The organism is Bacteroidota bacterium, assembly GCA_026391695.1.
GTDB lineage: Bacteria > Bacteroidota > Bacteroidia > Bacteroidales > JAGONC01 > JAPLDP01.
The window spans coordinates 34,746-50,041 of record JAPLDP010000021.1 but is presented as its reverse complement, the minus strand read 5'-3'; the positions used below and the strand labels follow the sequence as shown (position 1 = coordinate 50,041).

Annotated in this window: 15 protein-coding genes and 1 tRNA gene; 8 read left to right on the top strand and 8 right to left on the bottom strand. The window is 43.5% G+C overall.

The genetic code is table 11. The features are described from left to right. Nucleotides 1–19: 19 nt before the first annotated feature. Nucleotides 20–1,075, bottom strand: coding sequence for an efflux RND transporter periplasmic adaptor subunit (locus NT175_01485; GenBank protein MCX6233386.1), 1,056 nt, complete (start codon nt 1,073–1,075; stop codon nt 20–22). Nucleotides 1,076–1,859: 784 nt separating this feature from the next. Here NT175_01485 and nikR point away from each other — a divergent pair. The 6 genes from nikR (at nt 1,860) to NT175_01455 (ending at nt 5,482) form a co-directional block, all read left to right on the top strand. Continuing rightward, nucleotides 1,860–2,261 (top strand): nickel-responsive transcriptional regulator NikR, encoded by a 402-nt coding sequence (gene nikR, locus NT175_01480; protein MCX6233385.1) that lies wholly within the window; start codon nt 1,860–1,862, stop codon nt 2,259–2,261. A 54-nt stretch (nt 2,262–2,315) separates the two neighbouring features. Then, on the top strand, nt 2,316–3,008 hold the full coding sequence (gene cbiM / locus NT175_01475) for a cobalt transporter CbiM (protein ID MCX6233384.1): 693 nt from the start codon (nt 2,316–2,318) through the stop codon (nt 3,006–3,008). After that, nucleotides 3,001–3,336: a cobalamin biosynthesis protein gene (locus NT175_01470; protein MCX6233383.1), complete on the top strand. Its 336-nt coding sequence runs from the start codon at nt 3,001–3,003 to the stop codon at nt 3,334–3,336. Before cbiM ends, NT175_01470 begins: the two co-directional genes overlap by 8 nt. Next, a complete protein-coding gene (locus tag NT175_01465; protein ID MCX6233382.1) occupies nt 3,326–4,252 on the top strand; it encodes an energy-coupling factor transporter transmembrane component T in 927 nt (308 codons plus the stop codon). The genes NT175_01470 and NT175_01465 overlap by 11 nt, the downstream gene beginning before the upstream one ends. Nucleotides 4,253–4,259: 7 nt before the next feature. Continuing rightward, on the top strand, nt 4,260–5,069 hold the full coding sequence (locus tag NT175_01460) for an ABC transporter ATP-binding protein (GenBank protein ID MCX6233381.1): 810 nt from the start codon (nt 4,260–4,262) through the stop codon (nt 5,067–5,069). A gap of 176 nt (nt 5,070–5,245) precedes the next feature. Further along, nucleotides 5,246–5,482 (top strand): hypothetical protein, encoded by a 237-nt coding sequence (locus tag NT175_01455; protein ID MCX6233380.1) that lies wholly within the window; start codon nt 5,246–5,248, stop codon nt 5,480–5,482. A gap of 388 nt (nt 5,483–5,870) precedes the next feature. On the opposite strand, the gene NT175_01450 is transcribed toward NT175_01455, so the two are convergent. The 5 genes from NT175_01450 to NT175_01430 all read right to left on the bottom strand — a co-directional run bounded on the left by NT175_01450 (nt 5,871) and on the right by NT175_01430 (nt 9,468). Further along, a complete protein-coding gene (locus tag NT175_01450) occupies nt 5,871–6,566 on the bottom strand; it encodes an MT-A70 family methyltransferase (protein ID MCX6233379.1) in 696 nt (231 codons plus the stop codon). A gap of 4 nt (nt 6,567–6,570) precedes the next feature. Further along, the gene (locus NT175_01445; protein ID MCX6233378.1) at nt 6,571–7,158 is read right to left on the bottom strand and encodes a BglII/BstYI family type II restriction endonuclease; all 588 of its coding nucleotides are present in this window, start codon (nt 7,156–7,158) and stop codon (nt 6,571–6,573) included. A 241-nt stretch (nt 7,159–7,399) separates the two neighbouring features. Further along, a tRNA-Asp gene (locus NT175_01440) sits at nt 7,400–7,476 on the bottom strand. Nucleotides 7,477–7,937: 461 nt separating this feature from the next. Next, nucleotides 7,938–8,996, bottom strand: coding sequence for an endonuclease (locus NT175_01435; GenBank protein MCX6233377.1), 1,059 nt, complete (start codon nt 8,994–8,996; stop codon nt 7,938–7,940). 28 nt (nt 8,997–9,024) lie between these two features. Beyond that, nucleotides 9,025–9,468, bottom strand: a complete 444-nt coding sequence (locus tag NT175_01430; protein MCX6233376.1) for a hypothetical protein — start codon at nt 9,466–9,468, stop codon at nt 9,025–9,027. Between the two features lie 519 nt (nt 9,469–9,987). Between NT175_01430 and NT175_01425 the strand changes: the two genes are divergently transcribed. Next, complete coding sequence (locus tag NT175_01425; GenBank protein ID MCX6233375.1) at nt 9,988–10,290, top strand: hypothetical protein; 303 nt, start codon at nt 9,988–9,990, stop codon at nt 10,288–10,290. Between the two features lie 6 nt (nt 10,291–10,296). Here NT175_01425 and amrS read toward each other — a convergent pair whose 3' ends face one another. Then, nucleotides 10,297–11,457, bottom strand: a complete 1,161-nt coding sequence (amrS, locus tag NT175_01420) for an AmmeMemoRadiSam system radical SAM enzyme (protein ID MCX6233374.1) — start codon at nt 11,455–11,457, stop codon at nt 10,297–10,299. Nucleotides 11,458–11,529: 72 nt separating this feature from the next. Continuing rightward, a complete protein-coding gene (locus tag NT175_01415; GenBank protein MCX6233373.1) occupies nt 11,530–13,674 on the bottom strand; it encodes a fused MFS/spermidine synthase in 2,145 nt (714 codons plus the stop codon). A 92-nt stretch (nt 13,675–13,766) separates the two neighbouring features. Between NT175_01415 and amrB the strand changes: the two genes are divergently transcribed. Beyond that, a complete protein-coding gene (amrB, locus tag NT175_01410; GenBank protein ID MCX6233372.1) occupies nt 13,767–15,290 on the top strand; it encodes an AmmeMemoRadiSam system protein B in 1,524 nt (507 codons plus the stop codon). Nucleotides 15,291–15,296: the final 6 nt, after the last annotated feature.

The following is a 15,296-nucleotide window of genomic DNA, read 5'->3' as shown; positions in this document are numbered from 1 at the left end:
AATGACAGCTTTTGGAGGGTTATTGTGTTATCAGTTGATTGACCTTCACTTTCATTCCTTCCTTTAGCTGCAGCAATCCGGTCGTAATGATCGTATCCCCTGGCTGTAAACCCTTTGTTATCTGGATTTCCTGCTCAGTACGGATACCTGTGTCAACATAAACAGCTTTTGCCTGGCCATTGACAGCGACAAATACCTTTTCGCCCCTGATATCCGGAATCAGAGCCTCTGTTGGCAAAACCAGGGCATCGGTGATGATTTGAAGGATAATACCGATTTTTGCAAAAGCACCCGGAATGAGCAGATTGCCGTTATTTGAACACCTGGCCCGTACGGTCAGTGCACGTGTTGAAGGATCTATCTTAGGCTCAATGGCATATATCTCTCCTCTGAAGGTGCTGTCGGTCCCATCTACGTTGAATTGTATGACTGTACCCTTTTCGATCTCACTGATATATTTTTCAGGAACAGCGAATTCAATCTTTACCGGATTAGTTTCCTGCATACGTGCTATAAGCATGGCAGAAGAGATATACCCGCCGGGGCTGACATACCGCAAGCCGATCTTTCCGCTGAAAGGTGCAGAGATTACGGTCTTGATCAGTTGTGACCGTACCAGATCTATTTGTGCCTGGATGACACCCAGCTGGTTTTGCGATATATCGTATTCCTCCTGACTTACTGCATTGATTTCTAATAGTTTTCCCTTCCTGTATACATCCTCTTTGGCCAGCTCTTCATCCAGGATAAGTTTTTTCATCTGGGCTTGTAATTCATCGTCGTTGATTTTGACCAGCACAGCCCCCTTGCCGACATAGCTGCCTTCTTCAAAATTGATAGCCATAACCCTTCCCGGCACCTCGCTGCGGATCTCAACCTCTTCATTGGCAAGAATAGTACCTGTGGTAAATATTTTATTGCCAAGCTCCTTTGGTTTCAGGATAATGCCATTCACTTCCATTGGCTTTTGAACAGAAGCTGGCATACCGGTATTTTGCTGTTTCTTCTGACATGAAGCCATCATCATGACGAGAATGACCACCAGAAAGATGTACTGATAACAGGAAGCTTTCATAAAAGCAGATTTGATTTATGGATTCTGCAAATAAATGTGCAAAGTTACTTGTTTTTATATGACATGGAATAATTTGAAAATTTGAAAATTAGTCAATGTATCAATTAGTCGATTTAATAATCATTACTGTCCGGATAAAAAGGCAGGAACAAGCCAGAAGCCTTATCAATATTGCGTTCCCGATGGGACTTAAAAAAATTATGGGTTGTTTATTGTTCTACCGATATTTGGTCCCTAACGGGACTGTCCCGTAGGACAAGATATTGGTAGAAAGAAAGTAAATTACAAAATAGAATTAAGTCCCTTCGGGACGAAATAGAATTTTAACCGGACAATAGTGATTTGATAATTAGTTGATTAGTCGATTTAGTGAAATAAATTTCAAGTATGTCTCGTAGATGCTCACCAATTGAAAAAAGAAAACAATAAGATAGATAGGCCTGGACTTCCTATGCGGGGTATCCACTGGGCGAAGATTCTGCTGAAGCCAAGTGCAGAAAAGGAGTGTCTCAAAAGTAAGACACACTCTTTTTTATTTACCAGTTATAGCGGAGCAACCTAGGGAAGAGGACTAAGGAGCGTAGCGACGAGGGAGCTTCCCAGTTGTGAAGCCATAACGAGGCCTCGCGGCCTGAGCGAAAAAAAGTAGTCTTGGGGAATGAGGAGCACCATTAGCTTGCCTTATGAAATTCCTCCCATGAAGTAGCATTTTTCTACAAATTGAAACGTCATGATACATCAAAAAATTTATCTTTGTGTCACCATTTTATAAATAAGTAACACTATGCAGGTAAAACGATTCGGCGTATCTCTGGAAGAAGATATATTGCAAGCATTGGATGAATTCGTCACAAGCCATCAGTTTCCAAACCGTTCACAAGCCATCCGTCATCTGATCAAAAGCAGCCTTGTTGCAGAGAAATGCGATAAAAACAAAATTGTTGCAGGCTCAATCATCATCGTTTATGATCATCACAAACGTGAATTGAATAACAAGCTGATGGCTGTGCAGCACGATTACCACGGCCTCATCCTGTCGACACAGCACATTCACCTGTCACATGATCTTTGTCTCGAAACCATCGCTGTTAAAGGGAATGGGCAACAACTGCTCGACCTGTCGGATAAGATCATAGGAACAAAGGGTATCAGGCACGGAAGGCTGGTAATGACGGATATAGAATAATTTTTTTGTTTTATCAGTAGCACGAATTAAAAATAATGTAACACCTGATCTAACATGCACATTCCGGATGGTTACCTGAGCCCGCAGACCTATATCCCGTTGTATGGCGCTTTTGTCGCTGCCACGGTCATAGCTGTGAAAAAGGTTAAAAAAGAAGTATCGGTGCGCAATATCCCCTATTTAGGAATGGCTGCTGCCTTTGCGTTTATCATCATGATGTTCAACCTGCCCATACCGGGAGGTACGACAGGGCATGCAGTAGGTTCGGCGGCTATTGCCATCATCCTTGGCCCCTGGTGTGCCTGTGTGGCTGTATCCGTTGCCCTGATCATACAGGCGCTGATATTCGGCGACGGCGGCATCACGGCCATTGGTGCCAATTGCTTTAATATGGCAGTGTTTATGCCGTTTGTGGCCTATTATATTTTCAAAATCACCGCTGGCAATCAACCGCAAAAAAACAGGATTTTCGTTGCCTCCTTTCTTGCCGGATATATCAGCCTGGTACTGACAGCTATTCTCACAGCTGTTGAATTCGGCATCCAGCCATTGATAGCTTCCACCCCCGACGGCAGAGCATTGTATTGCCCCTATGATCTTAAAGTGGCCATCCCGGCCATGGCCATTGAACATCTCCTGCTTTTCGGCATCGTCGAAGGACTTGTCACCGCACTGATCATCAGGTATATAAATAAAAATGAACCCCGGCTCATCTATGTATATAATAAGAAAAAAAACAATGACTAGGCTGCAGAAAAAAATCCTTGTTTTTCTAATTGTTTTGGTGTTGATCACACCTGCCGGGATATTCCTTCCCATGTTCTTTGATGCCGGTGATGCCTGGGGTGAATGGTCGGCCCAAACAGTAAAGGGAATTATAGGCTATGTGCCTGAAGGCCTTGCTAAATATACGGATACGTGGAAAGCTCCTGTGTCTGATTATACCCTTGACGGGAATGATCCTTCGTTATCACGTCAATCGGTTTATTACATCATATCGGGTATTGCCGGTGCAGCCATCGCCTTAGCTGTCACGTGGTTGCTATCAAAAATCATCATCAGAAATGAAAAATAAAATTCCGGCATTTTTACTCAGCTCCCGAAATGGCTCAACACAGGCTCATGGCTCCAATAGATCCAGCCTGACATTCCTCGATCGTACCCTGCACAAAGCAGCAAAAGTCCTGCAATCCATGCACATGCAAGGCGGAAGCGCCTCAGAGAACAATGTCATTTGTAAGCTCAACCCATTCGTAAAAGTGCTGGCCTTTATTTACCTGATTGTGATCATCAGCCTGGCCGGCAATATTCTTTCACAGGGTGTAGTCACCCTGGCCATTCTGATCATGTATGTCATCGCAAAAATCAATCTGCTCAGTGTTTACCGGAAGATCGTATCAGTGGCTTTCATATTTGGTTTTCTGGTCTTTCTGCCTGCGGCCTTAAATGTCATCACTCCGGGCCCGGTCATCATCAACCTGATGTCATTTAATCATGTCCATCATTTCTGGATATATCATATTCCCGCGAATATTGGTATCACCATGGAGGGATGCAGGGTGGTGGTGCTTCTGTTCCTGAGGGTGCTTAATTCGGTATCGCTGGCATTGCTCATGGCTTACACCACTCCTTTGGCCCATGTGCTGAAGGTCTTGAGAATTTTTTATGTTCCCGACACATTCCTGATGATTGTGTCGCTGGCCTATAAGTACATTTTTATCCTGGCCACGACCGTTGAAGATACCTATTTATCGCTGAAATCGAGGCTGACGGGTTCGATAAAAACCAAGGGCATCCGGACTCTTGTGGCTGGCCGGATGTTGTTCATATTCCGCCGGTCGACACAAAACTATGAGCTTACGTACATTGCCATGGTTTCGCGGGGGTATACCGGGAAAGTAAAGCTGGCTGCGCTGAGCCGGCCGGGCATAATGGATGCCGTCTGGCTGCTGCTGGTGGTGGCTTTTGGTATAGGTGTTATTTTATTATAAAAATGAGATGGAAGATGTTATCATTTTGCAGGATGTGAGCTATGCCTACTTTGGCCAGATCATGGCTCTGAAAAATGTCAGCCTGTCGGTGCGGGCAGGCGAGCTGTTTTGTATCATCGGCCAGAATGGCAGCGGCAAGACGACGCTATTGCATATCATCAATGCCCTTATTCCTCCCGACTCAGGACAGGTACTCTTCAAAGGATCACCGCTGACAAAAAAGTCATTGGGGGACGTGCATTTTAACAGGACGTTCAGGCAGAGTGTCGGTTATATCTTTCAGAATCCTGACATCCAACTTTTCTGCCCGACGGTTTATGATGAACTGTTATTCGGGCCGCTGCAGACAGATATGCCGATTGACGAAGCCCATGACAGAGCCTGCCAGACGCTTGACGCTCTCGGTATAAATGATTTGAAACACCGCCCTGTCAGCAGGCTGTCGGGAGGTGAAAAGAAAAAAGTGGCCATCGCCTCTGTTCTCACCATGAATCCTGATGTTTTGCTCATCGATGAACCCCTGGCAGGACTGGATCCAAAAACCCAGACATTTTTCATTGAGCTTCTCATTAAGTTGAATCAAGCCGGCAAAACGGTCATCTTCACCACCCACCACCTTGATCTCATTGATCATCTGCAGCCACGTGTAGCCGTGCTTTCCGAAGACCATACCATACAAAAGACCGGTTCAGCGGCGGAAATACTCACCGACGAAGAATTCCTGGTGAGCGTAAATCTGATCCATGAGCATGTGCATCGCCATGGTGAGGAAACACACAGACATTTTCATTCGCACTATGTTTTTCACAGGCACTGAGGGGGTTGATTACATAAAAGTCGGCTTCTTGTCATTGTCCTGACAGAACCAGGCTCAACTGGTTCGTAAGATTTTCCCGATTTATAAATAAACAAAATAAATCAGCGTTAAAAATTGCTAATGAAATAATTTTTGATTACTTTCGTTCCTATCTTTGCAAGCCAATTACCAAAGTCATGTTAGAAAAAGAATTTAAATACTACATTGATAACCAAAATGAACTCGTTAAGCAATATAATGGTAAATATATTGTGATCATAGAAGAAGAAGTTATTGGAGCTTACTCTTCAGAAATTATAGCTTATACTGAAACGATAAAAAATCATGAACTGGGAACATTCCTGATTCAATTATGTGTTCCTGGCAAGGATTCATATTCTCAAACATTCCATTCACGGGTAATATTCGCTTAATGAGTCCCTCTTCTCCTCATTATCTTACATTTACAACTAATTCTGTTATGGCAAGAGACTATAATCGGGTTTAAACCAGGATTTTTCTCATATATACTCTCATAAGCATGATAGCCAGTCCATTATTTTTGTTCCATAGGAACAAAATATCGGTAAAAATTTAATACGGCAATAACATTCAAGTCCCGTCAGGGACGTAATATTAAATATCAAATACAAAATAGGTAATGATATAATATTTCGTCCCTACGGGACTTCCGAAAATTTAATGTCTTGTTTTTCTACCGATATTTAATCCCTATGGGATTAAGGAGTGTCACAAATGTATGTAAATGTTTGAGAAAAATATCCTGGACATTATGACATGACAAGGTTGCAAATAATAATTTCATCTTTCTTCCTTCATCCTTACTTCGTCTTTTATAGTCTCGTTGCTAAAACGTTCCTTAAGTAACTCTTGTCTTTGTATTGATCTGCTATTATGTTTATAAGTATCCCATGTAGGCTCATAATCTTCCGATTGATTTCCCCATACATCCCAACCTGGTCGGGATCCTCGTGAGAAAAGTTCGATATAAGGCCCGGGGCTGCAGGCTTCAATAATCTTATATTGTTCCTCAGGTTTGCGTGAGTGTTCCTGTTTGCGGCTTTTAATGATATTCACCTGTGTTCTTCCAGGATCGGATGTACGGAGTTTACCTTTTACGCCAAACAGGAGTATTTCAGTTGTATTTCTGAAATAGAAACCAACGCCCCTGCCGTCAGGACCGCCATCTTTACGTATTTTATGCCAAATTATATTTGTCTTATATTCAAATCCCCATGCTTTCATCACCTTTAAACCTTCCTTCAATAAAGCATTTGGTACCCAAAGGTATAAATGGCTTTTCTCAGCAGTGACAAAGTCGACTGGTATTTCCATGATCTCCTCCAAAGAGAGAGTAGAGTACCTTGCGAGACGTTTATGTTCCGGAGCTACTTTCCCTGTACGGTTATCGAACTGCCATGGCGGATCGGCCAGTACAGTTCCATAGTATCTTCCCTGAACTTGTCTGATAAAATCTTCTGCTACCTTTCCCTTCATTGTATTAATCCTCAACGTATAAATTATTTGTAATACCGAAAACTAAAATAGGACATCCTCCTCCTCCACCGCCTTCGATTCTGGAGATAAGCTTAGACATGTGAGTAGTAGATGATCCATAGGACGCCCCTCGTCCAAGCCGGTCAAAAATCTCCTGAAGACGATCACAGCGTGTGATAATAATGCCCACGCTTATGGCTCGCAGATCGAATAACAGACGGAAATTATTCAAATCCCTGTCGAAAAACGGATCTTTATTATTCCACTCTATTTCAAGAGCTATTTGATTTTTATAGCAATCGACCTTATGTGTTGGAGATTTCATAACTCTGTCATCTACATTGACTGAGGTGTCAAATTTCTTTTCCTGCCAGCCACGGTCAGTGAGAAATTTATCAATACTCTCTGAAACCAGTGATTTTCTTCCACCAGGTTCTTTTATCCAATTTTCATGAAGCCTGAAACCGGTCAAGAGATCTTTGATATCTCTGAATTCAACAGGAAAATCACTAACAAGCACAGCAACAGCATGTTTCCATTCATGGACTTCATAGTTTGTCAAAATGAATTCAGGCAATATTTCTGTACCCATTGTGCTTTTATTGGTTGATCCATTTTTCGCCTAAATATACCTATGATTTTGAGACTGATTTTTCAAATTTTAGTAAAAATTATTAACATTATACTGTAATTCATTTAAGATCATAGGTATAATAATGCATTTGGGTCAGCACAATATAATCCGCACAATCTGTTAAATCAAATATATTTTCAACGGAAAGCTAATAGGCACAAAAAAATCCCGGGTATCTGATTATATCCGGGATTGGAAGTGGCGGTCTGGACGAGACTCGAACTCGCGACCTCCTGCGTGACAGGCAGGCATTCTAACCAACTGAACTACCAGACCAAGAATCGTTCTTAAACGAGCATGCAAAGATAATTCAATTTTGAAATCATTCAGTAATTTTTGTAAAAAATTGAATTGCCAGTGATAAATGCTCCGGAGGAGCAAACTGTTTATAGCTGTTAAAATAAACATATCTTTTAAGCTCCGGAGGAGTGATCCGTCTTCAAAATATTTCGACCATTAGATTATTTATATCTTTTCCCTATTGACAACATCAAAATTTCACGGGTCACTCCTCCGGAGCTTTGGTAGATTTTGTCGCTCGATACCTACAAACGGGATTCTCCTCCGGAGAATTTATAGAGAGTGTTAGAAGGTCCCGATTTTCATCGGGAAGATCGCGAGTTCGAGTCTCGTCCAGACCGCACAAAGATGCTAAATAGCCTTGTCATACACTATGTACAAGGCTATTTTATTATATGGCAGCGGGTATCTCTGTCGACATTTACCGCCCATCCAGGTCAGTTCGGCCATATTTTTTTTACAAATTCCGGATGGTCAATAAACGGATTCCGGTTTTTCTGATATTTAGAATAGATGAGATCATTTCTATTTCTCTCCCAGTTGTCGACAGGATCGGCTTCATGCCACTTCAGAAGCGTACGCAGGTTACCATAAACAGGCTGGTTCTTATAATTTTTTGATGTGTTGGAATTATTGATCAGTTCCAGGTCCGGTTCGCCATTTTCACCTTCATATCTCACATCCATATAAAACATCATCCGGGCTATGTCGCCTTTCACTTCATCGCGGGGTTCCCATGTTGAATCGGTGACATAACAGCCATATTCCCGGCCGTCATATTTAAAAGCCTTTCCTCCTTCATCAAAATCCTTATTTGATTTGGCATTGGAACCATTGAATTTAGGATGCACCGGCCGGAGATGGTGGACGTCGACGCCGGGGCCTTCCTTCCTCCCAAACTGGCCATGCGACTGCGACCAGACATGTTCGCGCTGCCAGGTGTTCTTCTCTGATGCAGCATCCATGGAAATCCCGGAATAAATGCATATCACATGGTCAGGATCTGCAGGATCACGATCTGTATCCTTTAAAATATCCCATACATCTGTTGTATCATCGGAGGTATATTCGAATTCGACCTGATTTCTGATTATTTCATAGAGCTTCCTTTCCAAATCCTGTCCCTCAAGGTTTTCAGTGCCGGTATAGTATCCTGCAGGGATTTTTCCAACGCCGACTAAACTATTTACGACAGCTGTCTGATCATCAGGCTGACTGCCGGGTATCGGGCCTTCATACCGGCGGACCAGTGTCCGGTATATCCAGCCTGGCTGGTTGACAGAAATACATTTTACATGATAATAACCGTTTGTTTGTTGTCCTTGCTCAAGAAGAGGCAGAGTATCACCGCGTGCGACTCTCTCAATTATTCCGGAACCGACATCAGGTTGTTCTTTGATTGTGGCTGCCTTGCTCACGACAAGATATTGGGAATAAGAAAAATAAGACGAGGTTAAAAAGATTACCAGACAGAGTATTGTACTATATTTTTTCATCGGGTCAGCTATTTATAGTTCAATTCACTTATTTTATGGACTCTCTTTGCTTTTCGGCCGAGCTCATAATTCCCATGGTATCTTTAAATAGTTTAACCGATCCCTTGCTTCCGCCGGCAATCACAGCCCCTGTCAGAAGATAACCGTATAAATGCATCTGGTCGCTTGTGACAAATAGAATGGTGAGGGCATCAAATTTCCAGATCCAGCATACAGCAACAGCCACGACCAGTGAGATCAGTTCCTTTAATCCTGTAATCTTTTTCTTTTCGGATAATTTTTTATACTCCGGATCCTCTAAATTAATTCGTTTCATTTTCGCGACTGTGTCGCCGGATTCAGTTTTTTCGATAAATGCCCTGGACTCAAAGAGAAGGGCTAATGCCCGTTCGATGAAAATTGACAAAAAGACGATTGTCAACAAAACTTCAAACAGTTTTTCATAGTCTAAGTGGTACAGATTCGGGTCCATAATCATTAGGTTTAAAGTTAGTAATGTTTAGAAATATGGTACAAAGCAAAAGTTCATTGCCGCTTATATTACATAATTCTAACCACAATAGGCACAGTAGGACACATTAGGATTTTTCATAAATGCTATCAGCAAGATAAAAAACAAATTCCTATTGTGGTCTATGTGCCTAATGTGGTGAAAAAAAGTATGCATTATTTCAATTCCCAATAAATCCGGAATCAGTCATTTTGCCTGAATCAATGATTCAGATTAAAATTTAAATGGATTGGGTGAGCAGGTGAAACAAGACACTAAGATAGTATAATTTCCAGGGCAAATCAACTATTATTGAATATATATTTCAAATTAATCGCAGGAGATAAGCCATACCGATCCCAACATAATTTCCGATAGCATTACCCAGCAAGGCCATGGCCAAGAAAGAAAAACCAATGACAAAAAGAATTTGGACAAACCAAGTGAGTGTGACGTTACCTTTGTAGGATTAAAAATCTATCGGACTTTTAAAAATTTAACATGATCATTGCCATCGCGACTACACGCAATAATGTCGATGAATTTCGTTCATGCAGCGAATTTCAGATCTATACCATCGATGCCAAAGAAAAAAAAATCCTTGAAAAGAGCAGGATCAAAGCTGAAAAATGCCACTACATAGTAGGTAAAGTTTTCCAACTCATCGATGCAAAAGTGACGACCCTTTTTGTCAAAAGGCTGGAGTCACCTGATGAACTGGTGCTAAAGAATGCCGGTATAAAAGTACTGAAGGGACATTCAGGGCGGGCTGAGAAGGTGGTATTTCAGTGGTTAGGGGGCTAAACCGGCTCACTGCCATACACCCGGTATGGGCTCCTGGCAGAATTTGCATCTGGAATTTACAATGTTATTGGCCAGGATCTGAAAACCTCTTCTGTCAATAAGCGTTTTCTTGCATTTCGGGCAGAAGGTTGTTTCGCCTTCACCGGGGACATTGCCGATATACACGAATTTCATCCCTGCACCCAGCGCTATATCCCTGGCTTTTTCGAGTGTCGATGCGGGCGTTGGCGGCAGGTTGGTAAGTTTATACTGGGGTTGGAAGCGAAGAAAATGGAAGGGATTGCCGGCAAAGTCATTCTCCACGAACCAGCCGCACATGCGTTTGATCATCTCCATATCGTCGGTCCAGCTTGGCACAACCAGATTGGATATCTCCAGCCACAGGCCCTCCTGTTTCATTATTTTCAGCGCTTCCAGCACCGGCTTCAATTTAGCTCCATTCAGCATGGCATAGATATCTTCGCTGAATGACTTGATGTCAATAGTGGCCGCATCGAAATATTTGCACAATTCCCTCAATGGCCGCTCATAAATATACCCGGCCGACACCAGGACATTTTTTATTCCTTTGTCTCTGGCCAGCTTAGCTGTGTCGTAAGCATACTCATAATAAGCTACAGGATCGGAATACGTATAGGCAATGGACCGGCACTTTGAGTTCAGACATTCTTCAACGACCTTATCGGGCATGAGGTCGGAGTTCTGTGTGTCTTTAGGGCTGGATTGTGAGATAGTCCAGTTCTGGCAGTTGAGGCAGGCCAGATTACAGCCGGCAGTGGCAATGGAAAAGGCAGTGGTTGTGGGAAGAAAGTGGTAAAGCGGTTTTTTCTCAATAGGATCGACATGAACAGCACAGGGATTGCCATAGGCGATGGTATAGAGTTTATTGCCGGAGGCTATGCGTGTGCGGCAGGTGCCATATTTAATCTCTGATATTTCACTGCACTCCGTCGGGCAGATCAGGCATTTCATACCCCGTGGTGTCTGGATGTAAAAGGCTGCTTCCTTGCTCCATTTCCAGAGGTCCTGCGGACCTTGTGCTGGAGCTCTGAATAATTTCCCGGCGCCGGAGGCCAGCAGGTCAAGTGAGCTTAAACCGAGCACAGCGCCGCATGTGCTATATAAGCTGTACTTGATGAATTCCCGCTTGGTGATCTTTTTGCTCATCGTGATCCAGGATATAACACAAAGTTACACAAAGAAGACACAAAGAATCACAAAGATTTCAATTATCAAGGATCATAAATTCAGGATCATTCCTTTTCGCACAAGGAGCATTATCCAGGATAAAACATTCAGGCATCCGATGATGAAACATACCTGTGTTATGCCTAACCAGGGAAGGAGAAAAGCTGATACGATGAGTACGCCGAAGGCTGAGCCGATCAGGTCGGCGCTGTAAATTGCGGATGAGGTATGGCTGACACTATCTCTTTGAATTACCGATGCCTGTGCGAAAAGCATGCCTACGAGGCCTGACAGGATCAGCGTAAGGATGATAAACAGGGCATGTACGGCAACAGCAGGTAAATAGGTGCTGCTCATGACAAAGATAAGCAAGGGCAGAAGGAATGAAAATATTGCCAGGCCAAGCAGAATCCGGCGATAATTTTTACTGCCATTCCGGGGCAGGTAGTGGTTCATGTAAAGGGATCCCAGCGCCAGGCCGGCCATGAATGTCATGATGATGACACCGGTCATCTGATACACATAGCCGTAGATGACCTGAAATGCTATCAGAATAAGAAATTCAAGGGAGGAGGCGGTAAAACCTCCTGCAAACATGCCCAGGTTGACGGGGCTGAAAAAAAAGATAACCATGACCAACAAAACAATAATAACCATCAATGGTACCCGGTAATCCATTTTAAAGTAACTCAGCCAGAGCAAGGATTGCTGAAGATAAGATACCGGCTTGAAATCGGTGTTCACACCGCCTTTCATGTCAAGAGAGGCCAGGATATTAGCACTTCTTTCCTTTAGCAGGCCGTCATCGATATAGTACTGGTTGACGTATACATTATCCAGGCTTCTCTTTTTAATGAGCTCTGCAATGCCGATGTCAAGGGTGCTGTCGGAGGCGATAAAATAATTCTTTCCGCCGGGTATGATGATGACGTTATTAAAGGATTGATGAAGTGAATTCATTAACGCTGAATGAATCCTGCGTTGTTCCGGACTCATGTAGTTGGCTGTCGACATAAGGCTGGTCGACACAACGGCGCCGGGATCAAGTTTCGTTTTCAGGCTTTTAAAGAAATTCACCGTATAAAACCTGTTGATCTGCGCTGTCGCCGGTTCCGGCAGATTAATCAATACCACATCGTATTTCTGGCCGGTTTGCCGGATAAATAATTTGGCATCCTTATTAATTATCCTGACAAGGCTATCAGCCGGCCTTTTAAAATACCTTTCAGCTATCCTGATGATCCAGGGATTCATTTCCACATAATCAATCCGGTGGATTGGGTATTTTTCGATCTCAGAAATGATTCCTGACATTCCACCTGATAAGACCAGTATATTTTGGGGGTGCTTGTTTTGCACCATCGCATAATGCACCGATTCTTCATTTTCAATGGTATTGCCTGAGGTGAATAAAGTGACTCCATTCTCATAAAAATTTATCTGGCCGCCGGTCTGGGTCACCACAATATTCCCGTAAGGAGTATCCTTCTGGTATAAAATATCCTGATCAACATAAAGCCTCTTTTTTGACAGGCTATCGAGGCTGATGACGTTCATCATCACAATGGCAGTAACAGCAACGGAGATCAACAGATATTTCCACAAGCCTTTAAACATAAGTGAAAAGATAAAAGCTGCCACAAAGCTGATGACCATTAAAACCATGAGGCTTTGGAATGTCTTAAAATAAAACACCAGAATGAAGTTAAACAGCACACCGCCGATTATGCTTCCTGTTGATTCGAGGCCATAGATACGGCTTGTCAGATTTTCCTGAAATTTCTGAAATGCATGGGTGCAGAAGACCGTGAAAAGAAATCCGGTAACCATGCAAAATGGTAAAAGAAGGATAAGGGAACTATAAAAGACTTCAAGAATGCCGATCATCTTCCCAACGGGGAAGATGGCATTCCGCATGACATACAGCAGGAAAACCGTGATGACGGGCATAATGGCCTGCAGGGCCAGGCAAATAACAATGAGTGCCGGGCCGTGTTTCATATTCCCGGAAAACCGGCCCAAAAAAGATCCCAGCCCAGTCAGCAGCATCCAGTTGGCAAGGATGATGCCCATCACCAGCTCATTTCCGTAAAAGACCACCATAAACTCCCTGAGGAGGATGATTTGTGTAGTGATGGACACCAGACCGGCAGCCACTACAGATAAGTAGAAACGATTTTTATATCTGGTATCCATGTAGTATATTTGTAAGGAGAAACTCACCCCCTTGGACGTTGATGATTAAAAAGAAAAAAAGGGAGAGTTTATATCACGAAAATAATAAAAATATGGGTATAAAGAAATTTTATTCCTTGTCACTAATCACGCTAATGATAATGAACACGCATTGTTCCCCTCAAAACAAGCAGCCCGAGGAGCAGCTTGTAAACCGCAAGCCGTATGCTGCCGGCAGGTTTTACTCCGGTGATTCCACCGAGCTCAGGGCAGACCTGAAACAGCTGTTTTCTGCCGCTGTTCCCAAAAAAATGGAAAACGTCATAGCCATCATATCACCTCATGCCGGATATGTCTATTCCGGAGAGGTGGCTGCCTCTGCTTTTAACCAGATCGACCGAAAAAAGAAATACGATAACATCTTTTTACTGGCGTCGAGCCATGTGAAGTATTTCGACGGGGCATCGGTGTACAGCAAGGGCGACTATATCACTCCGCTAGGTAAGGTGAAAGTGAACAGGGATCTGGCCCGGCAGCTCCTCAGCAGTAACAAGGTGTTCATGTTCGACAACGAAGCTGATGCCTATGAACACAGCGTGGAGGTACAGTTGCCTTTCCTGCAGTATATCATGCAGGAGCCATTCCAGATTGTCCCGATCATCCTGGGGACACAGCAGCCGCAGACATGCCAGGCTATCGCCGCTGCCTTGAAGCCCTATCTGAACGAAAAGAATCTCTTTGTCATCAGCACCGATTTCTCGCATTACCCATCCTATAAAGATGCCATGACCTGTGATATAGCATCAGCCAATGCGGTGATGACCAATTCGCCGCAGCAGTTAATCAACACCATCAACGCCAATTCCGAAAAGGGCATTCAACAGCTGGCTACCAGCATGTGCGGATGGACATCAGTGCTGACACTGCTATACATGACCGAAAACAATCCCGGTATCACTATAACGCCTATCAAATACATGAACTCTGGTGATGTGTCGTTCGGCGATAAGACCAGGGTCGTCGGATATTATGGGCTGGCATTCTCATTGAAAAAGGCCGCAGCCAGTTCGGATGCGGAATTCCAGTTAACACCGGAAGACAAGAAAACATTGCTTCAGATTGCACGGTCGACTATTGTAGATTATGTCAAAAACGGCAAAATACCGGCGCTTGATGCATCCGGTTACTCTGACCGGCTGAAAGCCCAGTGTGGCGCCTTTGTCACTCTCAACAAAGAGGGAAAACTCAGGGGATGCATAGGCCGGTTTTCAGCTACCGAGCCCCTGTACATGGTCATCCAGCAGATGGCCATCGCATCGGCCACTGAAGACTCCCGTTTCACGCCAGTCACAGCTTCTGAAATACCTGAACTGGAAATTGAAATATCGGTTCTCACACCCATGAAAAAAATCAACTCCATTGATGAAATTGTCTTGGGTAAGCATGGCATCTATATCAAAAAAGGCTGGGCTTCGGGTACCTTTCTTCCCCAGGTGGCCACAGAAACAGGATGGACAAAGGAAGAGTTTCTCGGACATTGCGCCCGTGAAAAAGCCGGCATCGGCTGGGATGGATGGAAGGATGCCGAAATATATACTTACGAAGCCAATGTTTTCTCGGAAAAAGAGTTGAAATAGACGCTC

Bases quoted from the DNA above. Each gene is read 5' to 3' on its own strand.
- NT175_01485 (MCX6233386.1), bottom strand. From the start codon at position 1,075: ATGAAAGCTTCCTGTTATCAGTACATCTTTCTGGTGGTCATTCTCGTC.
- nikR (MCX6233385.1), top strand. From the start codon at position 1,860: ATGCAGGTAAAACGATTCGGCGTATCTCTGGAAGAAGATATATTGCAA.
- cbiM (MCX6233384.1), top strand. From the start codon at position 2,316: ATGCACATTCCGGATGGTTACCTGAGCCCGCAGACCTATATCCCGTTG.
- NT175_01470 (MCX6233383.1), top strand. From the start codon at position 3,001: ATGACTAGGCTGCAGAAAAAAATCCTTGTTTTTCTAATTGTTTTGGTG.
- NT175_01465 (MCX6233382.1), top strand. From the start codon at position 3,326: ATGAAAAATAAAATTCCGGCATTTTTACTCAGCTCCCGAAATGGCTCA.
- NT175_01460 (MCX6233381.1), top strand. From the start codon at position 4,260: ATGGAAGATGTTATCATTTTGCAGGATGTGAGCTATGCCTACTTTGGC.
- NT175_01455 (MCX6233380.1), top strand. From the start codon at position 5,246: ATGTTAGAAAAAGAATTTAAATACTACATTGATAACCAAAATGAACTC.
- NT175_01450 (MCX6233379.1), bottom strand. From the start codon at position 6,566: ATGAAGGGAAAGGTAGCAGAAGATTTTATCAGACAAGTTCAGGGAAGA.
- NT175_01445 (MCX6233378.1), bottom strand. From the start codon at position 7,158: ATGGGTACAGAAATATTGCCTGAATTCATTTTGACAAACTATGAAGTC.
- NT175_01435 (MCX6233377.1), bottom strand. From the start codon at position 8,996: ATGAAAAAATATAGTACAATACTCTGTCTGGTAATCTTTTTAACCTCG.
- NT175_01430 (MCX6233376.1), bottom strand. From the start codon at position 9,468: ATGGACCCGAATCTGTACCACTTAGACTATGAAAAACTGTTTGAAGTT.
- NT175_01425 (MCX6233375.1), top strand. From the start codon at position 9,988: ATGATCATTGCCATCGCGACTACACGCAATAATGTCGATGAATTTCGT.
- amrS (MCX6233374.1), bottom strand. From the start codon at position 11,457: ATGAGCAAAAAGATCACCAAGCGGGAATTCATCAAGTACAGCTTATAT.
- NT175_01415 (MCX6233373.1), bottom strand. From the start codon at position 13,674: ATGGATACCAGATATAAAAATCGTTTCTACTTATCTGTAGTGGCTGCC.
- amrB (MCX6233372.1), top strand. From the start codon at position 13,767: ATGGGTATAAAGAAATTTTATTCCTTGTCACTAATCACGCTAATGATA.